The organism is Vibrio kanaloae (assembly GCF_024347535.1).
GTDB classification, from domain to species: domain Bacteria; phylum Pseudomonadota; class Gammaproteobacteria; order Enterobacterales; family Vibrionaceae; genus Vibrio; species Vibrio kanaloae.
Genome location: NZ_AP025497.1, coordinates 583,870 through 607,213 on the forward strand (window position 1 = coordinate 583,870; position 23,344 = coordinate 607,213).

Genomic DNA, 23,344 nt, shown 5'->3' on the forward strand with positions numbered 1-23,344 from the left:
GATTAGCCTAGAACAACGACAACATCGTTCACGCTGCCTTCTGCTTGTACTGGGATTGCGCCTTCAACTGACTCACCATTGATAGTGATAGAGGCAACGCCTTTGCTTACTGCATTCGGGTTTTGAACTTTGATGTTGTAAGTCGCACCACGCCATTGACGAGTAACCTCGAACTCTGGCCAATCAGTCGGGATACATGGATCAACCGTTAAGCCTTCAAAACCTGTACGAACACCAAGAATGAAGTTGGTTACCGCGAAGTAAGCCCAACCAGAGGTGCCCGTTAACCAAGGGTGGTTTGCACGGCCGTGGTCTTGGTGATCTTTACCCATGATGAACTGCACGTACGAGTATGGTTCTGCGTAACGCGTTTCAATCATGTCGTTTTGGTTGTACGGGTTTAGTGCGTCGTAGAATTTCATCGCACGGTCACCACGGCCAAGTTTCGCCTCTGCTACCCAAGCCCATGGGTTAGGGTGAGAGAAGATTGCACCGTTCTCTTTTACGCCTTGGTAAACGCGAGTTACGAAGCCGATGTCATCGTTTGGTGTTGCGAACGATGGAGAGTTTAGGTGTAGGCCGTATTCAGAGAATAGGTTCTCATCAACAGCGTCCATCGCTTTCTCACCGCGCTCTTGAGATACCGCACCAGATAGCACTGCTAACGTGTTTGACTCAAGGTGCACACGGCCTTCAGCTTGCTGAGCTGTACCGATCTTGTCGCCATTTTTAGTCAGACCACGGATGTACCAGCCACCCTCGTCATCCCAAAGGTGCGTTTCACACGCTTCGCGAACATTCGCTGCCATTTCAGTGTATTTAGCAACGTCAGCGTCATTATTGCGGAACTTAGCAAGGTCCAAGAATTCTTGTAGCGCCCAGAAGTGCAGGAATGAAACCATTGACGATTCACCGCCACCTAGGTTCAAACAGTCATTCCAGTCAGCACGAAGGCCTTTACAAATACCCGTTTGACCCACGTATTCAGCAGAGAAGCTCAGTGCCGCTTTCATGTGTTCGTAAACTGTCGCGTCGCCACCGTCTGCGTATGGGATCACTTCATCAAAGAAGTCGTGCTCACCGGTTTCCATTACGTATTTGATGATGGTCGGAACGATCCATAGGTGATCATCAGAACATGTGTCTTCAATGCCGTGGATCTTGTCGTCATCTGACGGTGTTGGAACAACCGTTGGTGATTTTGATGGCTCAACGTCGGCTTTCTCTGGATCGAACCAGTCAGGATCGAACAAGTGTAGACCGTACCCCGCTTTCACTTGGCCGCGAAGCAGGTCGATAATACGCTTCTTGGTCATTTGTGGGTTGGCATGAGGTACTGAAATAGCGTCTTGCGCCGTATCACGGTAACCAAGACCAGTACGACCGCCAACTTCGATGAATGATGCAAAGCGTGACCAAACCACACAGGTTTCCGCTTGGTACAGCGTCCACGTGTTGATCATTGTATCTAAGCCTTCGTTTGGCGACTTAACTTGGAATTTGTTGCAACGCTCGTCCCAGTGATCTTTGATGCCTTGGAAAGCGGCGTCTACGTTTGCTGTGTCTTGGTACTTCTCACGTAGGCGTTCACCGTTGCCTTTACCTATACCAAGTACATACGCAAAGCGAACTTCTTCACCCGGTTGAATCGTGAATTGTTTATGCAGAGAACCACAGTGGTTGTAACAGGTTTGAGCGCTGTTAGAACATTTACCGTTTTCAACTGCAATTGGGTTAGCTTCATCACGATACATGCCAAGGAAGTTGTCACGCTGACCATCGTAGCTGTCTGGCGAGAAAGTTGAAGCTAGGTAGTAGAAGCCTTCAAAGTTGTTAGTGTTGTAGTACAGATCGTATTCCAGAACACCTTCTTGGTAAGACGTGCCCGAAGAGTACAAAGACATCTGATGGTTTTGATTGTCTGATTGAATATGGCTGAAAGAGAACTCAACAAACGAGAAAGTGCTGATGGTTCTTGGCTTGCCAGTGTTGTTCCTTAATACAACATCCCAAACTTCTGCATCTTCGCCTTTAGGTACGAATAGCGTTTTGGTCGCTGTAATACCGCTGTATTCACATTTGAACTTTGAGTATGACAGGCCGTGACGAACTTCGTAATTCGCTTCATCTAGGCTCTTTGCCACTGGCTGCCAAGAGATAGACCAGTAATCACCTGTCTCATCATCACGCAGGTACACATAGTGTCCAGGACGGTCAAAGGTGCCGTTTGGACGGAACTTAGTAACACGGTTGTATTCCGGAGAATTGTAGAACGAGTAACCGCCCGCATTGTGCGAAATCACGGTACAAAACTTTTCAGTACCTAGGTAATTTGTCCAAGGTGCTGGTACATCAGGGCGAGTGATGACGTATTCGCGATTGTCGTTATCGAAATAGCCGTATTTCATTGTCATTTCCTTTTTAACAAACTGCATCTATGCAGCTAATTTTTAAATAGTGATGCTGAGTCGTATCTAACTGAGCACCTTAATTTGAGTCAGCAACTTAATTTAAGTCAGCAACCGTTCGATGTGAGTGTCGCTTTGGTTTGTTTTATTGAGCTTTCCAAGGGTTGCGATAATCAACATTGAGTCTGTCGAGTAATGGCAGATGCCCCTTTAGGCGAGATAGGTAATCTAGCCAGTTTCGGTTGTTTTTATGTGTCCAACATCCTTCAGCTAAAGCGCTAATTCTTGGGAATACCATGTAATCCATACGCTTTTGGTTGGTGACGATCTCACACCATAGAGCACACTGAATTCCGCGGATCCGCTTACGAATTGGGTCGGTGTCGGATATCTCAGCAAGTGCTTCGTAGGTGTAAGCTTGTTCTAATGGGATAACGGCAGCCCAATCTACGCCCGGTTCTTCCGGTGCATAATCTTGGGTCATGTCGAGATAGGTAAACTGTGCAGGTTGCAACACCACATCAAAGCCTTGGCGGGCGCAATTGACCGCCGCTTCTTCACTGAGCCACGAGTAGATGATGGTCTCTTTACTCACTTTGTCGCCGCGCTGTGCTTCTTCCCAGCCGACCATGCGTTTGCCGAGTTGCTTAAGCTTGTTCTCGGCATAGCGGAATAGGTGGCCTTGCAAATCTTTGCTGTCTTGGTACTGCTGTTCTTTCATCAAAGCTTGAGCAGCAGGGCTGTTGGTCCACACTCCCGGCGGCACTTCGTCTGCGCCCATGTGAATTAATTCGCTAGGGAATAGCTCTGCGACTTCTTCAATAACCGCATCTAGAAATTGGTAAGTACCTGGCAAACCTGGGTTTAGTACATTGTCGTTGTAGTGCTGGATGCTCTTGTATTGAGTGGTGTCAGCTTGCTCTACCAGCATGTCAGGCAGGGATTTGATTGCGGCGCGACAGTGTCCTGGGATATCGATCTCTGGGATCACCATTATGCTGCGTTGCTCTGCATATTCGACGACTTCGCGAATCTGTTGTTGTGTGTAGAAGCCGCCATAGTTGTCAGCAATGTGGGTGTATTGCGGTTCTAATGCATGATCAGGGCCACGCCAAGCGCCAATTTCTGTTAGCTGAGGCAGGCTCTTAATCTCAATTCTCCAGCCTTCGTCATCGGTTAGGTGCCAGTGAAAAACGTTAAATTTGTACTGCGCCAGTTGGTTGATCAAACGCTTTACTTGATCGACTGAGTGGAAGTGACGAGCACAATCCAACATCATGCCGCGGTACTTAAAGCGAGGTTGGTCGGCGATTTTGCAACATGGAAGAGAAAAACGAGTACTACCCGACGGCTCAATTAATTGTATTAAGCTAGCGACGGCATGGATAAAGCCAGACTGGCTACCAGACTCAATATTAACGTGTTGTGAGGTGATATTTAGTTTGTACTCGGCTTCATCTAAAGTTGGGTTATTACGAAATAGAATGTTGCCGCTATTCTCGGTAACTAGATATAAATCAAAGGTAGAGAGCAACTCTTGTTCTAACCAAGTCACGGCGTTGTCTGCAAGGTGAGATTTAATCTCAACTTTACAATTGCTGTTTAGTTCAAAATGACCTTGATCAACCTTGAGCTTGTTTGGACGTGGGATGAGAGCTAGCCTTGAAGCGCTTACTGCTGGAAGTTGACTACGTTCACTATAAGGAGATACTAGCACTATTGGAGAAATAGCCACCGGCAGAACAGAAGCTTCTCCCTTTGAGTACGATTGGATAAAGGCATCATTCAAGCCATCCGAATAGAAGCGGAATGGTGCGCTTTGAATACTGAATTCAAGGTAGTAATGGTTGTTGGCCTTTAACACTGACGAACTTGGTGTGAACGAGCAAAAGCTGCCAACTTGAGTCAGCTCTCCTTGCGATAAACTCTCTGGAAGGATGAATCGATCAAATGCAAAGTGCAGAGACCAATCTTTTACGTCGAGGTCACTTAAGTTATGTACCGTAAGGCCAAATCGACAGTTATTTTTTTGTTCAGAAAGAACAGCTAAGTCGATGCGATAATTCATATAACTTCCCTGCTAAGCCTGTTGATACAAGTTGTGTTGTGGTTTTCCGGCAAACATCAATGCGCCTTCAATAGCGTCGAATTGAGGTTTAACGATCCATTTTTGTACTGGTGGTGATAGCCAGTTGAGAATACGCTCAGCGATACTTCCCATTAAGCACACCTTGTCAGCGCCTTTTCGATGAAGTGCCAAGACAAACATTTCGATATCAGCTGCAGTCTGCTTAAGCATCTCGATAGCCAGCTCATCTCCTTCATTAGCCAATTGAAAAATAACTGGAGAAAATTGACCGTAATCTTTTGGAATCGCGCCTTTTGACCACGCCACGATCGCATCAACATCATTATTGAAATGATTCATAACGTGTTTGGTCAGCGGGGTTTTGTTGCGAATGCCATCTTCAGCGAGTAGAACTTGCTGAATTAAACGTAAGCCCATAACCGCGCCGCCGCCTTGATCTGAAATCGGGAATTCACGACCGCCAACCACATGTTGCTCGCCGTCTTTTAGGTAGATTCCACAAGAACCCGTACCACCAATCATGATTGCGCCGTTTTGGCGGTTGTGAGCACCAATGCAAGCGCCATAAGCGTCGGTATTTAGCGTCACACTTGCGAAAGGGTGTGGTTGAGCCATGAAGTCGAACCATGCTGATTTTTGCTCAGCGCCAGCTAGTGCAAGGCCAATATGCATATTTGAAAAATGATTTGAGTCGAGTTGCCCTTGCTGCGCCGCTTGAGTAATGGCATCGACAATTGAGCTCATTGCAACATCAACACCCAAAAGGATGTTGGCACTGCCACTTTTCGCCTCACCAATCAGTTTGCCTTGGTCATTACGAATACGAGCACGACAAGAAGTACCACCACCATCAATACCTACGTAGTAAAGAGTCATGATTATTGCTCCTTACGCTGTACTAGGAAATTGAATTGCGCAGCGGTTGCCAATAGGAACCAAGCGCCGTGAGGGATCCATTGCTCGCCCCAGCGCCAGTTTTGGAGCATGTCATCTTTTTGTGCTGGTGGATTGAACGCAATGTCTTGGTCATCTTCAAAGCCAGCGGTGATGCCGTTACAAATACCGCCTTTAGCATTGAAAAAACCAAGCTGCGGTAGGTAGTCAGGGTTGTTATGACCATGACCATCAAGCATGCACATGTGGTATGGGTTGAGCCCCAAGATCCAATCTAAGCTGTTCTGTGACAGCTGGATTAAACGCTTTTGCAGTTCGCTGTCTTGAATGTGTGGCTGAACTAAGTACGCCATGGTTGCGAGTGAACCAAGGCGAGCATTTTCGCCTTGCCACCAGTAGCCAGTTTCGTTCTTCTGAGCGACGAAGAAAGCATCGCGCTTATCACCATCAACATTTTTAACGTACTGTCTTGGGTAGCCAAATGGGTTGGTTACTTTATCGGTGATGCTGATTTCGAACTGACACGCTTGTTCAACAACAATGCGAGCTTGTTCTTTCAGCTCTCTATCGATTTCATTGTTGATGTACTCACATAGAGCAATTACTGGAAGGCCAGCTTCAGCGGCATGAAAGTATGGGCGAGAGCCATCAGTATTAGCTGACCAGAAGTGCTCAAATGAATCATCGGATTGCTGACGAGAGATTAAACGAGTCGCCCAAGTTCTTGCTTCTGTTAGGTATTGCTGGTCTTGAGTTACGCGATACAGCTCATTGGCTGAGAGTAGGGCGCAATACTCATCGATGATGTTCTCTTCGCCATCGTTTAGGTATTGAAGGTTGTGTTCTTTAAGGTGCCAATAGCCTTTCGCAGCTGTATCAAGGTAGGTTTGGCTAGAGTAGCTGCCAGAGGCTTCAAGCTCAGATGCAGCAGCCAATGCTGCAATAGCAACACCTGCACCTTGTCGGTAGCCCGCTTGTAAGTCCGTTGATTTATGACCTTCTTGAGTCGCATAAGCGCAGATATCGCGTTGGTTGATATCTTTACTCCATTTGTCGAATACCGTCATATAGAAGTATCCGTCAGCGTCTTGCATGCGCACTAAGAAGTCGGCACCGAACAGAGCCTCTTCCGTTAGACGAGTCATGGAGAATTTTGGGAAGTCAGGGTTATTGATGGTTAAGCGCACGCTTTTAAGCATGTTCCAAACAACCATAGGAATCTGTTGAGGATTGAGGTAGTTACCATAAGATAGGTGGCTAAAGTACTTACTTACATCGCCTGATGCGTCATACCATCCACCGTGTACATCGACGTATCTGTCAGTGCCGAGAATTTTTGCTTGTCGATCTTTCTTGTCAAAAGTGCCGCCACAACGTTGTGACTTGAAGTAATGAAGCACATCAGAAAAGGTGTGCTTCATTAATAGGTTGCTCCCGATCTCGAACACTTCTGAGCGTAGGTTATCAAAGCGCAGGTAGTAGCGACCAGATTCAGTAACTGAACTGAAATCGATAGTGAAGAATTGTCCTTGATGCCAATTTGCTACATGGCCTTGTTTAACCACATCAAAACTTCCGACAGTCATATGGTTGTCAGCACAGACGAGTAAAGCCGTAGTGCTCGATAGACGAGCTTTCTTTGTTTGTAAGATAGCTTGCTTTGGGCCTGTGGACTCATAGCCAATATGGTTGGTCAATAACAGCATCAATATTCTCCGACAGTCCTAGTTTCTATTGGCTAGGTACTTGAATGTTTTGGATATAAATAGTTAGGGTCCGCAGGCCCTAACTTGGACTTTATTGCTTAGCTTTCGTGTAGGTAACAACGTACAAAGTGGTTATCAGCTAACTGTGTAACTCCTGGCAGCTGTTCTTTACACTTGTCCATCGCGTGAGTACAACGGCCTGCAAATGGGCAACCTGCTGATACTGGTGTCCAAAGTGGGATCTCCCCTTTGTTACCTGCTAGTTGGTCGTGTATCGATTTCTTAGGATCTGGAACTGCCGAAACCAATAGCTGAGTGTAAGGGTGTTGAGGGTTAGCAATCACGTCATCGGTATCGCCCCATTCCACCATGTGTCCCACGTACATCACTGAAAGATCTTCAGCAATGTAACGAGCGGTTGCGATATCGTGAGTGATGTAAAGAAGTGACATTTGCTTCTCAAACTTCATCTCTTCCATCAGGTTCAAAACACCAGCACGAATCGATACATCAAGCATTGAAGTTGGTTCATCAGCTAATACAACTTCGGCACCTACCGCGATGTTGCGGGCTAGGTTGACACGTTGACGCTGACCACCAGAGAGTTGGTGAGGGTATTTTTGCGCCGTCTCTTTTGGTGGGATTAAGCCTACTTGCTCTAAAAGATCGTAAACGCGTTCTTCTAACTCTTTCTTGTTACCCGGAGATACTTTCTTGTGGATCAACAGTGGTCGAGCAATGTGGTGGAAGATATTGTGCGTTGGGTTCAATGAACCAAACGGGTCTTGCCATACCATCTGCACGCCTTCACGGTAGTGCATAAGATCTTTTCTGCTTGAGATCTCTTGGATATCACGACCTTTGTATTCGATCGTGCCGCCTGAAGGCGCATACATTTTTGCGATCATTTTTGCGGTTGTTGATTTGCCTGAACCAGACTCACCAACCACTGCTAGGCCGCGGCTTTTGTACATCTTGAATGACACGTCGTTAATTGCACGCATCATTGGGGTTTGAATGGTGGTACTGCTTATTGGGAAGTCTTTTACGACATTCTTGCCTTCCACCAATAATTGACCTAAATCTTTGCTCATAATTGTCTCCAGAATCCTTATTCGCTTTGCTTGTTTTTAGGCGGTCGAGCCGCCTTGTTCGTTATTCACGCTGAGTCAGCGTGCAAGCTATAGCTTCCTTTGTACTATTGGGTCACCGTACAGGTGGCAGTTAGACAAATGTCCCGGGTCGATAGAACGCAGCTTGGTTGGCACCTTGGTACACGTTTCATGTACACGGTCACAACGAGCTTGGAAACGACACCCTTCAGGGATCTCTAACAGGTTCAGAGGGTTACCCGGAATACCTGCTAACTTTGTCTTTGGCCCTGTCAGTGGAGGGAAAGAACTTCCCAGCCCTTTGGTGTAAGGGTGGTAAGGGTTTTCTAGAATATCTTGAGAGTTAGCCACTTCGATTAGCTCACCCGAGTACATGATGCCGATGCGGTCAGAGAACTCGACCATCAATGACAAGTCATGGGTGATGAACAGAATCGAGAAGCCAAACTCTTCTTTCAGTGCATAGATCTTTTGTAGGATTTCGCGTTGTACAACCACATCAAGTGCGGTTGTCGGCTCATCCATGATGATCAGCTTTGGATTCAGTGCGAGAGCGATAGCGATAACTAAGCGCTGACGCATGCCACCAGAGAATTGGTGAGGGTAGTCACTCAATCGGCTCGGGTGAATATCTACGATTTCAAGTAGACCTTCAGCACGTTGTTGAGCTTGCTCACGAGTCATGTTGGTGTGACGCATAATTACGTCACAGAACTGCTCTTCCATCGGTAGTACTGGGTTGAGTGCGTTCATTGCGCTCTGAAATACCATCGACATCTCGCTCCAACGGAACGACTGCATACGGTCATCACTGTATTCCAGGATGTTCTCACCGTTGAAGATAACCTCACCACCACTGATGTAAGCGGGCGGCTTATGAAGACGCATAAGAGAGAAAGCGACCGTTGATTTACCACAGCCAGATTCACCAGCTAGGCCGAATACTTCACCTGGAGCGATGTCGAAACTTACGTTGTTACACGCACGAACATCGCCAGACTCTGTAATGTAATCCACGCATAAGTTGCGGATAGAAATTAGTGGTTCAGACATGATTATTTATCTCCGCTCCAAAGTGCATTTTGTGGTGGTAGTTCTGGTTCACGTTCTTCTTTGTCTTGAGCTGCTAGTTTCTTCCAACGCTTCATGCCTTTGTGAGAACGCAGTTGCGGGTTAGCAATTTCATCGACAGCGAAGTTAAGTAGAGCAAGGCCAGTTACAAGTAGTGTCAGTGCGATACAAGGAGCCAACAGTTCCCACCAAGCGCCAATCAGCATTGATGAAGAGGTTTGAACGTTGTAAAGCATGATGCCCCAGCTGATTGTGTTCGGGTCACCAAGACCTAGGAACGAGATGGTTGCTTCCATCATGATTGCGTACATCACCGAACCGATGAAGCTTGCGCCAACGATAGAGATAAGGTTTGGCAGAATCTCTACGAAGATGATGCGGAATGAAGATTCACCCAAAACTTCAGCGGCTTTTACAAACTCTTTTTCACGCAGTGCTAAGGTCTGGGAGCGAACAACACGGGCGCCCCAAGCCCAGGACATAAAGCCGATAACCAAGGTTATGGTGAGTGGCCCTGCCTCACCGATAAAGGCAGCTACTACGAACAGTAATGGGTATTGAGGGATTACTAGCATGATATTCATTGCGGCTGTTAGAACGTCATCGACACGGCCACCGAAGTAACCTGCAGAAACACCAATAACAGTTGCGAGTAAACATACTGTTAGACCCGCACCAAAACCTACAGCAAGAGATACGCGTGCGCCGTATACAACTTGAGACCAAACGTCACGACCCATACGAGTTGTACCTAGTACGTGGTCTGCCTTTTTGGACATGATCAATGTACGACGGTCGTCTGCTAGGTTTTGAGCAACCCAGCCATCAGGGTTAGTTTGTGCAGACTTCACCACGAAACCAGGATATTCGTGTGGGTTACCTGTACGCTTGTCTGGTACATGTTTGGTGATTAATGGAGCTGCAATAGCGCCAAGAATAAAAATACTTAGGATGATGACGCCTGTTAGGGCCATCGGGTTACGCCAAATGAGTTTTAGAAAGTCTTTCATGATTATTTACCACCCTTACGAAGACGAGGGTCAAGAACAACGTAAAGCATGTCTGCAACTAGGTTAAAGAACAGCATGAATAGCGTCATGATAAGCAGCTGACCTTGCAGTACTTGGTAATCACGAGCGTTAATTGCGTTGAAAAGTACGCTGCCAAGACCTGGGTAGTTAAAGATAATTTCGATAATTAACTGACCACCGATTGCCATACCTAGAGACATCGAAAGCGCTGTCACACTTGGTAGCATCGCGTTACGAGCTGCGTAATTGAACACCACTCGGTTTTCGCTAAGGCCTTTGCCTTTCGCCATTGTGATGTAGTCTTCGGCTAGTAGGTTGATCATGTTGTTACGCATGTTTACTAGGAAGCCACCAATTTGAACAATGGATGCACATAGCAAAGGTAAAAAGGCGTGGTAAGCGACATCTTTAATGAATGCCCAGCTTGTCCAATCTGGAATCGTACCTGCGGTATAGGCGTAACCTGTTGGGAACCACTTCAAGCCAATTGCAAAGGTAAATAGTGCAATCATTGCGATAACAACTTGAGGAACGGCTTGTAGAATCAGCATTCCTGGAGTTACGAAGGCATCGTATTTACTGCCGCGTTTCCACGCTGCGAAAATACCTAGGATTGAACCAATAGAGAAAGAAAGAATAACGGCGGTGCCTGCTAAGAATAGCGACCAACCAAATGCTCCACCCAACAGTGTATTAACAGAAAGTGGGTAGAATTGAATTGATGTACCAAGCTCCCAGCTTAGAATGTTCTTCATGTACGCTACGTATTGAACAAAATAGCCGCCATCAACGAAGCCTAATAGTTCTTTCATTGCAGCAATACGCTCAGGAGTAACTTGTACAGAAGCGTTCGCAAACATCATGGTAACTGGGTCACCAGGCATTGCTCTTGGAATAATAAAGTTTAACGTCGCTGCAACTAATAGCGCGACAAAATAAAATGACAAACGTCTTAAAAAATAACCCATAACTCACACCTTACTCACCCAGATTGTTTCCCTGTTTCTGGATTCAGGTCGCTCCTAGCGAAATTTGGAACGAAAAATCCCCTGACGACTAGCGCCATACTTTCAATTGAGAGAGTGGGGATTTTTATAAGCGGCGTAAGAGGTTACGCCGCAAGGATTGAACGATTACTTATTTAACTGGTTTTAGGTCCAGTACATGAAGTAGACGCTCTGGAATACCAGCCCAAATGTTTGGACGGCCTTTTGGATTTTCTTCGTTCCACCAACCAGTGAAGCGAGTTGTGTTGTATTGGTACATGTAAGCACCAGACATCACAGGGATTGTCACTTGGTCTGCAGCGATGATTTGCTGGATACCGTGTGCAATATCTAGCTGCTCGTTCTTATCAGCTGTTTTGTAGAAGCTGTTTAGAAGACCATCTAGCTTGTCGTTTTTGTAGAAGTGCATTGCGAAACGAGGCATACCATCACCAGATTGTAGTGATGAGTTGTAAGCACTGTTCCAGTACGTGTATGGATCCGCACCGTGGAAGTAGTTTGTGTATGCTACGTCGTATGTACCTTCAAGCATTGCTTGGTTGTAAACAGAGAAGTCAGGTGTACGAGCTTTCGCTTTAATACCGATTTCGTTCAGTTGTTCTACCGCTAGTTGAACTGTGTTGTTGAAGTCAGTCCAGCCGTTTGGCGATTGAATCATTAGTTCGAAAGACTTGCCTGATGGAGTGTCAACAAAACCATCTTTGTTTACATCTTTGAAGCCAGCGTCAGCAAGAAGCTTCTTCGCGCCTTCAGCGTTATAAGTGTTGAAGCCTTTGTACTTGTCGTGAGTTTTTTCATCAGACCAAGCTTCAAACGCGTAGCCAAGACCCGATGCGAAATCGTTCACAGTACCGCCGCCGTAGAATGCGATGTCGATGATAGTTTGACGGTCAAGAGCCATAGAGAAAGCACGACGGAAGTCAACGTTGCTCAATGCTTCATGCTTCGCAGCATCAGGGTGCTTGAAGTTAACGATGAATGCCTGTGTACCTGCCGGCGGGTACCAGTAGTGGTGTTTAGGGCTAGCTGCTGCGTATGTACGATCGATATCTGGAACGAAAGAAGACGTCCAGTCCATTTCACTGTTTACAACTTTACCTAGGAATTGGTCGTTGTTCGCAATTTGTGGAACACGTAGACAGTCAACATCTAGGTTGTCTGCATCCCAGTAGTTCGGGTTTGCACACTGGATGTATAGTTGCGCTGTAAACGTATCGATTTCTGTAAATGGACCAGAACCTACTGGGTTCTCATTGGTAAACGTTGATGGATCTTTAACGTCTTTCCAGATGTGCTTAGGTACTACAGGTACTTTAGCAATCTCGTAAGGTACGTTTGAGTTTGCTTCGGTTAGTGTGAACTTAACTTGGTTGTCGTTCAGTTTTTCTACAGACGTTACCCAAGAGTTGATACCAGATTGGTCAAGCTCTGGTTTCTCTTTTACAAGGTTGAAAGAAAAAACAACATCATCAGCAGAGAAAGTTTCTCCGTCAGACCATTTCACACCCTTACGAATGTCGAAAACAACGCTCATCAGATCATCTGACATCTTGAAGTTTTCAGCTAGACGGAACACTGGAGTGTTACCGTGCATTTCGTTAAATACTACTAGCGGCTCATACATGAAGTCAGTTGTAGTATGTAGGTTAGTAGCACCAAGGTACGGGTTAAAGTTACGTACGAATGTAGTGTACTCTTTCGGGTGAACGGTCAGTTCACTGCGTTCTGCAGCGGTTGCTACTGATGCAAAACCTGTTGTAGCAGTTGCAATAATTGCTGTTGCTGTTGCTATTGCTGTTTTTTTTATATTGGCAAGCATAGCTGTTCCTTACTATTTGCTTTCATTTCACTAATGGATTGAATGTTATCTGTCGCTAAATTTGCTTAGTAGATACACACTCTGGTTAAAGGCCTACCTCTTCTTCTTCGTTGCTCCAGATTCATCGCTGATTCCGAGAAGTGGTAAGAGTGGCCTGTAGGCCTTTGGCAGGAGTAAGAAAACACCTTATCGATGAATTAATCAAACTCGTTTCCCGTCAAAAACGTTAAAAATACACAACCCCACGTCATTAACGTTAAAATAGGTTGCTTTGGTGGTTTTTTGTTCGCAATTGTTAAGGTGATGTGACTCGCATTTGGTTTTGAGGTTTTTGCTATGTGTAAGTAGTCACTAACGTTAAAGGCTTTTTATTATAATGATTTAACCTACGTTGGTATAATTGTAGATCTTGGTCACTTGCCAGTTTTACGTTAAATTTCCCTAGAAAATTAAATCTGCCGTTCTGTTGTGACTCGCTTCTCAAACTGCAACAAAGAGTCAGCTAACGGTCAGATATGATTGAGAATAGAACGAAAAGTACTGACGGTTACGAGGACGCACTGTGCGTAATTGGCGTGAATTCTTCCTTGTTTAAAGACGTAAAAAAAGTGCGTTGCAAGTGTTGGGATTCTACTTTTTGTGATTATTAGGCGTACAAAAAAGCCCACGCTAGGTGGGCTCCATTATTCAAAGTATCGTGATGTTGGTTCAGGGTTTAACTGGTCAGTAGTTTCTGAAGTTTATCCCTTAGCATCTCAATGTGGGTTCTTTCTGGCGTCTGTTCTTTGCAGTGTTCCAGTATGAATTCGATTGAGCTCAGTACCGTTCGCCAGCGAGGCGTTTTCGGTAGGGTTTCTACGCGTAGGTATTTGTCTAGTGTTCGAGTTTGCAGCGTACTGCGGTCTAAGTAGACGCGCCACAAGCCACTCTTCTCTGCGAAGGCAAACTTAGTTTCACCTGTTACTGATTCCCAGTAAATGATGGCATTGGTCATGGCATCAACCAATACTTCACGCATTAATTCCTGTTTATTTTTACCTTCACCGCTCGCTTTATCTGCGATACGAGTAAACTCACCTCCGAGCTCTTTCAGCTGTTGGAGCTTATCTTTGTCACCTTCAAAGGCGTAGCTTGAAAGTGCCTCAACCGCCGTTTCAAGGTTATTGACTCGGTTTGAGTTAACGCCACCACCCACATTGAAGATGTACATGGTGTCGAGCCCTGAGCCTTCAGGTAGCTTAAGGATATCACTTGGAATGCGCTGACGTGTGTCATCTATGTAGATATCAATATCACCGCAGTAGTGGGCTTGTTCTATTTTGAGGTACTTAGGAGCAATGATTTCGTCAGCCATTGAACGCTTAAGTTGCTCTTGCCCACGCCTAAAGAGTTTCGCTGCTGCTTCGTTGGCGAAGCGAATACGTTGATCATCACGAGTACATATAATGGCTTCAGGGGCTGATTCTAACTGTTCTAGTAAACGTCCTTGTGTCTCTAGTAAATTAGCTTCAACCATGGCTCTGTGTTTAAGCTCTAGTTGCAGTTGGTCATTTTCAAGTCGTCTTTGCTCAGCTTTGCTTGCTGATAGGTGCGCAGTAATTCGAGCGGCTAACTCTTGTTTGTTGAATGGCTTGGATAAGTAGTCATTGGCTCCGACTTCGAAGCCTCGCACTCGGTCCTCTGCCTGGTTAAGCGCCGTAAGCATGATAATTGGTAACTGTGCATGGTCATATTGTTTACGCAGTGTCTCACAAACCTGGTAGCCACTCATACCAGGCATCATGATGTCGAGTAGAAGTAATTCAGGCTTCTCTTTTTCAATTATTTCAATGGTTTCTGGGCCGTCACATGCGGTACGAACTCGAAAACCTTCTAACTTCAAGAAACTGTCTAATACTCTTAGATTTACTGGCTCATCATCTGCGATTACTAAGAGTGGGCCGTCAGGGTTTTCATTGATAACGCTGTCTTCTTGTTGAGTATTATCAATTAAATCTGGAGCTTGAAAGTGTGAGTAGTTGCCAGACTTGCTGTAGTTCTGCAATTCTTCTTGCGTAGCTAAAGGTAGCGTAAAGCTGAAGGTAGTGCCAAGCATCGGTTGACTACTTACGTAAAGTGACCCGCCCATAAGCTCAATCAGTTGACGGCTAATGGATAACCCAAGCCCTGCACCTTGACGATAGTTGCCTGCATCTTGACCTGCTTGAACTAAGGGTTCAAAGATGTGCTCTAGATACTCAGCGGGTATACCTTGTCCGGTATCAACAACTTGCACGCGAATGTTGTCGTCAATAACGCTTGCAGAGATGACTATCTTACCTTCTGATGTGTACTTGATGGCATTACCGACCAAGTTATACATCACTTGCTCAAGGCGTTGAGGGTCAGATGAAACTAGCCCCAAATCACTAGGAACTTGGTTAATAATGCGGATTGGTTTACTACCCAGCAGGTGATGTGACAGCTCAAGCACCAAGCTGGTTGCTGCAGACAGATCAACTGCAGATTTCTTAATATCCAAGCTGCCGTAGCGCATTTTGTGGTAATCAAGCAGGTCATCAACCAGTGTTGCTAGTCTCTGACCACTATTAATGATGATATCTAGCTGGTATTTCTGGTTAGCTGGAATTGGACCGTTCGCACCAGATATTAGTGCTTCGGCAATACCAACCATCCCATGCAGTGGTGTTCTAAGTTCGTGAGAAGTCGTCGCTAAGAACTCATCTTTTAGTTTGTTAGCAAGGTGCAACTCTTCGTTTTGCTTTTGAATGGTCTTAAGGTTGTCCTCAAGTTCATCATTCTGGCTTCTTATCAGCTGCATCTTTTCGCGAATTGAGCGCTGCATTCGTTCGAAGCTTACTGCAAGGCGGCCTATCTCATCTTTTCGCTCGGTATTGATCATCGTTTCATCAAGATCACCAGCAGATACTTTCTCGGCTGCCCAAGTGAGTTTGAGGAGCGGCGATGTGATGAAGTTGGATAGGTAATGCGATGAAACAAATACAAGAATGATTGCAGTTAACATTACGATTACGAAGATCTTTTCTAGCTGGTGAATTCGGGAAAATGCTTCTTCCTCTGGCAACTCGACAACGAGAGCCCAAGTTGCATATTTGAGTTCAATTGGCGTATAGGCAGCTATGATCGCTTGATCTTGAGTGTTATCGAACGTACCCACTGCAGTTTCGCCCGCAAGCGCTTTATCAACAACGTCTAGGCTTAAGTTGATCGATTCTTGCGAATGCGCAAGGCTACGCGGCAGGTGATCATCACCCACAAGCAGCGTCTGAATATTTGAACTCTTGTTGAGATCCGCGATAAGTTTCGTTATGCCGTTGATCGGTAATCTAAACATCGCATAGCTGTGCAGATAGCCCTGCTGTACGATAGGCGCACCTAACCATGCTGTTTGTTTACCATTCTCGTCTTTAAAGTCAGAGACAATAACAGGCGTGTAATCCTCATTAGATTTGCGTCGGTCGGTTACGTCTTTTTTTAGTTGTTGAAAGGTAGTGCCTAGGTTTGAATCCTTGTACTTACCGGTCAGTAAATTGGTGCCATAATCATCATGCTTAGATACGGAATAAGCGACGTTACCGTTGATATCAATCAATAAGATATCGTCAAAATCAGAGCGCTTAAGCAGTTCTAGGTAAGCGTTGTGGTAGCGTTTGTGTAGTAGGCGATAACGCTCACTGCCAATAAAACTGTTCGATTCTGGAAGAATAGATGTTTTGATTTGATCGCCTGATCCTTGAATATAACGCTGCTGTGCATTGCTACGTGCTTCGTCAATATCTAGGCCGAGCCTTTGAAATGCATTGATCAATCCATAGAATCGCCCACCACTGGCATTAGCCAGTTCTGATCGTACAAATCCCATGACTTGGGACTCTTGAGCTTGAAGGTAATCGACGATTTGCTGTTGCTTAGTATCACGAACCGAAACAAGATGTGAGGTGCTTTGTTCCTGTAGATCTTGACTGTGCGACTGGAGGAAGAATATTGCGATTAGTGTCACTGGGGTAATACTGAGGACAAGAAATGCCAGCATTAGAGTATTTTGAAGGCGCTTAAACTTCTGCTTACGATAGAATCTAAACATAAATTGGGTACTACTTTCCTTTGATGTACTGCTAAAAGAGTCGAAAACAAGTACAGAGAATAGAATTAACGGGTTCCAATTTAACGAAATTAACGAGTTTTTTTACTTTGACAAGTAAGTGGTATTTAAAGCGTGTGCAAAAGCTCATTTTTATAGAGTTTTGACAAAAATATGAACAGACAGCGCAGATAATGACCCTGCGCTGTGCTAGAGAGGTTATTTGTTTGCGTGATAGATCGCGAATTTGGTGGTCTTATTTAGAGTCGCGCATTTTCCAAAAGATTGTTCAATAATTGGAATGTATTTTAAGAAGCTGTTCGCAACGATGAATAACTCTCCAGCACGCTTTAAGTGCTTCGGTGCCTGCGCCAGCAGAGTTTCCGTTGCACTGTAGCTGGTGTCTAAACCTGAGTGGAATGGTGGGTTACTGATGATGAATTGGTAGTCTTGTGCTGTATCAGAATAGACATCTGATGCGAAGACTTTACCTGTTAAACCATTCGCTTCCAGTGTTGCTTGGCTTGATGCCACGGCAAATGCACTGATGTCGCACATTTCTAGCTCGATATCAGGGTTACGAGACGCCATTACTGCACCTAATACGCCAGCACCACAGCCAAAATCCAGTACCTTGCCTTTTAGTTTTGGCAAAGTATCCAACAGCAGTTGGCTACCCACATCGAACTCACCGTGGCTGAATACGCCAGGAAGACTTTTTACGGTAAGTGATTGCTCACTAATGTTAACCGTGTAGGTTTTAAACCAGTCTTGTAAGTTGAACGCTTGTGGCTGTTCGAAGCATTGGCCCCAGTAGAAAGAACAGCGACGCGCTGAATCGTATTTTACGACCTTGCCGTAAGGCGCAAACATCTTCTCAATACTTTTCACGCCAGAGCGGTTTTCACCGACAACGACAATCTCTGTGTCCTTACCTAGCTTGGCAAACAGCATCGCCAACAAATACTCAGCTTCTGCCTTGGCTTTCGGCCAGTAGAGCATCACTAAGTCAGCTTTGGTCTCTTCGGTAAACTCAGCACCGTAAAAACGTTGGATGGTGCTACAACCTTCAAGCTGACGGTAGTAGCTGTAATTAGAAGTGAACACAGAGACAGATTCACAATGCTTCGCTAATTCAACAGGGAATAAGTCTTCGGCCTCACCAGCAACTAAAACATGTTTGCCTTCAAAGTAGGCGAGTTGACGCTGAGCAATCTGGCTTGGGGCAATGTAGGCGGACATAGGACACTCTATTGAATTGTTATCAAAAAATGAGGGCGGATTTTCGCATAATCCGCCCCAAGCTTGAAGTGTTTAATACGCGTTCGGCAGCAAGTTGCCTAAGAATCGGTTAACTCTTGTCTTGCTGGTTTAAAAAGTCTTTAAACTCTTCATCGTAGATATTGAATAGGACAATCGTTATAGCAAAAATCAACGGGCCATAGATAAGACCAATCAAGCCAAACAGTTGAATACCACCCAATAGTGAGAAGAAAATCATCAGGGTGTTCATGCCTGCGCTGCCTTGCATCAGAAGAGGACGCAGAAGATTATCAATTGAACCAACAATTGCCACACAGTAAACCGTTAGGAAAATTGCCCATGTGGTATCACCTGTTAGGAATAAGTAAGTTGCGGCTGGAATCCAGATTAGCGCCGTACCGACTACAGGGATGAAAGAGGCGAAGCCCATCATGGTGCCCCAGAATAGGCCAGGGAAACCGGCGATCCACATGCCTAAACCGCCTGCAATACCTTGTGCGATTGCGGTTAAGAATGACCCCATTACGGCTGACTTCGATACTTGTTCAATCTCTGTTAGAAGTTTGTCTTCTTGGCTACGAGACAATGGAAGAATATGGCGAACGACGCTGATGATTTTGTCGTGATCTCTTAATAAGAAGAACAGAACAAACAGCATCAAGAAAAAATCCATCAAAAAACTGGTCGCATCACCAAGAATTTTTGCACTAATACCAACCAATTTTGAACCAAAGCTGGTAGCAAACTCACCGACTTTTTGAGCGATGGCTTGAGGCTCAATGTTGTCAAAAGGGAGGTAGTTATTTACAAACGACAGCGCTTTAACCACCAATGGGTGGGCAAATAGAGTTTGAATACCACCGTGTGTTACCCATTGATAGGTGTTTTGAGAAAACAGAGAACCTTGCTGAACAATTGCAGCAAACACTGCTAATAAAGGAATAACGATAATAAAAGTCAGTATCACACAAGAAAGCAATGAGACGATGTTTTTTTTCTTTGGTATCTTTCTTTCAAGCCACTCGTGGATCGGGAACATCAAAAGTGAAATGATAAATGCCATTATTATTGAGTTCACATAGGGTTCGATAAGCAGATAACAAGCAAAAGCCGCCGCGAGTAGGGCTATGATGATCACCCAATGGCTAGAATTAATTTTAATTTTTTCTGACACGATAATGGTCTCTATATTGGCATTCTAAGTTTATAATGGCTGCAAAACAGAGAGTTAGCAATGAGGAGTTTTGATTATGGGGTGCTGTGACAAAGATAAGAAATGCCAAGACGAAGAACAGCAAATAAAAAAAGAGATCCCGTGGTTCAGAATGTTCCTTGGTACGTTGATGCTGTTGGTTTTCCTTTTTTGGGAACGTTAGACGCTTTTTGTTAAGTTTTCGAACAAATTGACGGATAATCTAAGTGGAAATACTCGAGGCTGAATAACTCGGCGCACTAAAAAGGGCTGCGTTAATGCAGCCCTAAATTCAATCGGTTAGCGACTTATAAAGGACTTTCGATTAATTACTTTCAGAAGCAATGATCGCGAAACAACGGTCAGCCGCTTCTAGTGTCGCATCAATCTCTTTTGAACCATGAGCCAGAGAAGTAAAGCTTGCTTCAAATGCTGATGGGGCAAGATAAACACCATGCTTAAGCATTAGGTGGAAGAAGCGCTTGAAGCGTTCAACATCACACTTAGTTACATCTTCGTAGCAGGTTACGGTTTCTTGATCTGTAAAGAAGAAGCCGAACATACCGCCAGCTTGGTGTACAAGTAAAGGAATACCGTGCTTGTCAGCAAGCTGCTTGAAGCCATTCGCTAGTTGTTTCGTTTTCGAAGCTAGACGTTTTTCGTTACCTTCTTCTCGTAGAAGGTTCAAACATGCGTAGCCAGCTGCCATTGCTACAGGGTTACCTGAAAGCGTCCCCGCTTGGTAAACTGGGCCTGTTGGTGCGATGTATTGCATCACTTCTTTGCGACCACCAAAAGCGCCCACAGGCATACCGCCGCCGATCACTTTACCAAGGCACGTTAGGTCTGGCTTGATGTTGTAGTAAGCCTGCGCACAGCCTTCAGCAACGCGGAAACCTGTCATTACTTCATCAAAGATTAGCAATGCACCTTCTTGGTCACAGATTTCACGTAGACCTTCGTGGAAGCCTTCTACTGGTGGGATACAGTTCATGTTGCCCGCCACTGGCTCAACGATGATACATGCGATTTCACCTTTGTTTGCAGAGAATAATTCACGTACTGAATCTAGGTTGTTAAACGTTGCCGTTAATGTCAGCTTAGCAAAATCAGCAGGAACACCTGGAGAGCTTGGTTGACCTAAAGTCAATGCGCCAGACCCCGCTTTTACTAGTAGGCTGTCTGCATGGCCATGGTAACAGCCTTCAAACTTGAGGATTTTGTCACGACCAGTGAAGCCACGAGCAAGGCGAATTGCACTCATTGTTGCTTCAGTACCCGAGCTAACCATACGTAGCTGTTCCATTGATGGAACCATCTCAGATACCAGTTCAGCCATTTTGATTTCAGTTTCAGTTGGAGCACCGAAGCTAAGGCCTCGTTGAGCTGCTTCAATGACTGCATCACGAATCACGGCGTGGTTGTGACCTAAAATCATTGGACCCCAAGAGCCAACGTAATCGATATATGCTTTACCATCAGCATCAAAAATAAGTGGGCCATCAGCGCGTTCAACGAAGATTGGCGAACCACCTACGCCATTGAATGCACGAACTGGAGAGTTTACGCCACCAGGAATAGTTTGCTGTGCTTGTTCGTATAGCTCTGCTGATTTGGTCATTGATATATCCTCTTTTGACTGTCGGACCAATTGGCACGCATTGTACCTATCCCGAATCCAACTAGGAATGCTTTCGCCGATATAATCATCCGAATCTGGTTGTTTTGTGTGGTTACACGTTTTAATTGCCAGTTTACAGCAGTAAAAGGGAGGATCCGGTGGTGAATACTTGAACGTTTCAGTCAGGTATTAGATAATCAGCTGAATATAAGAAAATACTCAACAACTATGGTCTCGAATTAGATTTGTATCATGTTGTTTTTGACACAGGTAAGAGAGGTTGTCGTGAGCGAAGTAAATATCCCATTGTCTTTTTCTGATGCAGCAGCTACCCGCGTACAAACGCTAATTGCTGAAGAAGAAAACCCAGAACTAAAACTGCGTGTATATATTACAGGTGGTGGTTGTAGTGGTTTCCAATACGGCTTCACATTTGATGAAAAAGTAAATGATGGTGACACTACCATTGTAAACAGCGGTGTAACGCTGGTTGTTGACCCAATGAGCCTACAGTACTTAATGGGCGGCATGGTTGATTACACAGAAGGCCTAGAAGGCGCACGTTTCTTTGTGAACAACCCGAACGCGACAACAACATGTGGTTGTGGTGCATCATTTAGCGTCTAGCTTTAGTGGAAAGTTGGGCTTGAAAGATTGTAAACGCCGGACTGATGTTCGGCGTTTTTGTTTTAGAGGAACCTTAAAAAGACTTACTGCTACTTTAAATTTATTATTTTTCAAAGTATTCCGGCTTTTTGTAAACAGCATATTTTTTAAACTGTCGATCGTGTCCAACTTCATTCTTCGTTGGTCTGTTAAGGTTACTTTTGTACATCAGGAAGTTGTATATGACATATTAAATTAATTGGCGTAATTAATTATATAGTATAAAAGGATTTGCTATGACCTCTCTCTTTTCTGGCCCATTGCTTTCTCAGAAACTTAAACAGCCATGGTTGGTTTCTTTGATTCTCGTGATGTTGTTGTCTATTTGGCTTGGTTTAGGAGTGGGACAAGCGGAAGAATCGCCAGAGAAAAAAACGGCAGAGGTTCCGCTGGCTAAGGTTTCTTTTCAAACATTCACTTCTTCACCTACCTATAAAAGTATTAATCTCTATGGCAGAACGGCGCCAGATAGACATGCTCGTTTAGGAGCCGAAGTCGCGGGAAAGATTGTTCGATTGAACGTTGTTAAGGGGGATATGGTTAGAGCTGGACAAGCCATTGCTCAGATAGATAAGGGTGATTTAGAAATTCAACTTGAGCGAGCCTCGGCTTTATATCGCTTGAAGCAGAAAGAGTTCAAAGCGGCGCAGTCACTGAAGAAAAGAGGGCTGCAAGGCGAGATAGCCTATACCACCGCAGAGGCTTCACTAACGGAAGCAAAGGCCATGAAGCGCAACGCGGAACTGGCTCTAAAGAATACCGTTATTACTTCGCCTTTTTCGGGCGTGGTTCAAGATTTGATGGTTGAATTAGGGGATTTCGTTGGTGTTGGCGATCCAGTTGCAGGCGTGATTGACCTCGACCCTTTGGTCATCGAAGCCGATGTCAGTGAACGTCATATCCAGCATTTGTTAGTTAATCAGTCTGCCTTGGTTCGCCTGTTGGGAAGAGAAGATGCGGAAGGTCGCTTACGTTATGTTTCTCGAATCTCTTCTGCCTCTACCAATACCTTCCCAATCGAGATAGAAATCGATAACTCTAAAGGTCTATTACCAGCAGGTGTCAGTGCCGAAGTTAAACTCAACCTAGAAACAAGAGATGCAATCAAAATAACACCGGCGATGCTGGCACTGGATGAAGCGGGTAACCTCGGGGTCAAAACTTTGGTCTCTGCTAGTGACTCACCAACGGTGAAGTTTGTGGGCATCCAATTAGTAAAAGCCGAGCAAGATGGCGTGTGGCTCACAGGACTTGGACAACGCGTTGATATCATCACGGTAGGCCAAGGTTTTGTGCGTGATGGCGATTCGGTGATTGCGGTTGCGCAAGGCGCTGAACCCTCAAATGTAACCGCTGAGTAGGA

General features: G+C 45.1%; 15 protein-coding genes. 2 read left to right on the forward strand and 13 right to left on the reverse strand.

The genetic code is table 11. The annotated features are described in order from the left end of the window. Positions 1–2 precede the first annotated feature (2 nt). The 13 genes from OCV24_RS02880 to hemL all read right to left on the reverse strand — a co-directional run bounded on the left by OCV24_RS02880 (position 3) and on the right by hemL (position 21,315). Positions 3–2,408 (reverse strand): GH36-type glycosyl hydrolase domain-containing protein, encoded by a 2,406-nt coding sequence (locus OCV24_RS02880; protein ID WP_150878361.1) that lies wholly within the window; start codon positions 2,406–2,408, stop codon positions 3–5. A gap of 145 nt (positions 2,409–2,553) precedes the next feature. Then, positions 2,554–4,476, reverse strand: a complete 1,923-nt coding sequence (locus OCV24_RS02885) for a beta-N-acetylhexosaminidase (protein WP_150878359.1) — start codon at positions 4,474–4,476, stop codon at positions 2,554–2,556. Between the two features lie 12 nt (positions 4,477–4,488). Further along, complete coding sequence (locus tag OCV24_RS02890) at positions 4,489–5,373, reverse strand: N-acetylglucosamine kinase (RefSeq protein ID WP_150878357.1); 885 nt, start codon at positions 5,371–5,373, stop codon at positions 4,489–4,491. A gap of 2 nt (positions 5,374–5,375) precedes the next feature. Beyond that, positions 5,376–7,097, reverse strand: a complete 1,722-nt coding sequence (locus tag OCV24_RS02895; protein ID WP_150878355.1) for a glycoside hydrolase family 9 protein — start codon at positions 7,095–7,097, stop codon at positions 5,376–5,378. A gap of 98 nt (positions 7,098–7,195) precedes the next feature. After that, the gene (locus OCV24_RS02900) at positions 7,196–8,191 is read right to left on the reverse strand and encodes an ABC transporter ATP-binding protein (RefSeq protein ID WP_017056646.1); all 996 of its coding nucleotides are present in this window, start codon (positions 8,189–8,191) and stop codon (positions 7,196–7,198) included. Positions 8,192–8,278: 87 nt separating this feature from the next. After that, positions 8,279–9,262, reverse strand: a complete 984-nt coding sequence (locus OCV24_RS02905; protein ID WP_017056647.1) for an ABC transporter ATP-binding protein — start codon at positions 9,260–9,262, stop codon at positions 8,279–8,281. Positions 9,263–9,264: 2 nt separating this feature from the next. Beyond that, on the reverse strand, positions 9,265–10,290 hold the full coding sequence (locus OCV24_RS02910; protein ID WP_017056648.1) for an ABC transporter permease: 1,026 nt from the start codon (positions 10,288–10,290) through the stop codon (positions 9,265–9,267). A 2-nt stretch (positions 10,291–10,292) separates the two neighbouring features. Continuing rightward, positions 10,293–11,279: an ABC transporter permease gene (locus tag OCV24_RS02915; RefSeq protein WP_017056649.1), complete on the reverse strand. Its 987-nt coding sequence runs from the start codon at positions 11,277–11,279 to the stop codon at positions 10,293–10,295. 169 nt (positions 11,280–11,448) lie between these two features. Further along, on the reverse strand, positions 11,449–13,137 hold the full coding sequence (locus tag OCV24_RS02920) for an ABC transporter substrate-binding protein (protein ID WP_150878353.1): 1,689 nt from the start codon (positions 13,135–13,137) through the stop codon (positions 11,449–11,451). A gap of 715 nt (positions 13,138–13,852) precedes the next feature. Further along, positions 13,853–17,242, reverse strand: coding sequence for a response regulator (locus tag OCV24_RS02925; RefSeq protein ID WP_150878351.1), 3,390 nt, complete (start codon positions 17,240–17,242; stop codon positions 13,853–13,855). A gap of 216 nt (positions 17,243–17,458) precedes the next feature. After that, complete coding sequence (gene rsmC / locus OCV24_RS02930; RefSeq protein ID WP_017056652.1) at positions 17,459–18,481, reverse strand: 16S rRNA (guanine(1207)-N(2))-methyltransferase RsmC; 1,023 nt, start codon at positions 18,479–18,481, stop codon at positions 17,459–17,461. 109 nt (positions 18,482–18,590) lie between these two features. Then, complete coding sequence (locus OCV24_RS02935; protein ID WP_060468551.1) at positions 18,591–19,676, reverse strand: AI-2E family transporter; 1,086 nt, start codon at positions 19,674–19,676, stop codon at positions 18,591–18,593. A 343-nt stretch (positions 19,677–20,019) separates the two neighbouring features. Then, positions 20,020–21,315, reverse strand: a complete 1,296-nt coding sequence (hemL, locus tag OCV24_RS02940) for a glutamate-1-semialdehyde 2,1-aminomutase (protein WP_017056655.1) — start codon at positions 21,313–21,315, stop codon at positions 20,020–20,022. A 285-nt stretch (positions 21,316–21,600) separates the two neighbouring features. Here hemL and erpA point away from each other — a divergent pair, with 285 nt between their 5' ends. Together erpA and OCV24_RS02950 are read left to right on the forward strand one after the other, a co-directional pair. After that, positions 21,601–21,942, forward strand: a complete 342-nt coding sequence (erpA, locus tag OCV24_RS02945; protein WP_004734539.1) for an iron-sulfur cluster insertion protein ErpA — start codon at positions 21,601–21,603, stop codon at positions 21,940–21,942. Between the two features lie 275 nt (positions 21,943–22,217). Then, positions 22,218–23,342: an efflux RND transporter periplasmic adaptor subunit gene (locus OCV24_RS02950; protein WP_046223341.1), complete on the forward strand. Its 1,125-nt coding sequence runs from the start codon at positions 22,218–22,220 to the stop codon at positions 23,340–23,342. The last annotated feature ends 2 nt before the right edge of the window (positions 23,343–23,344 follow it).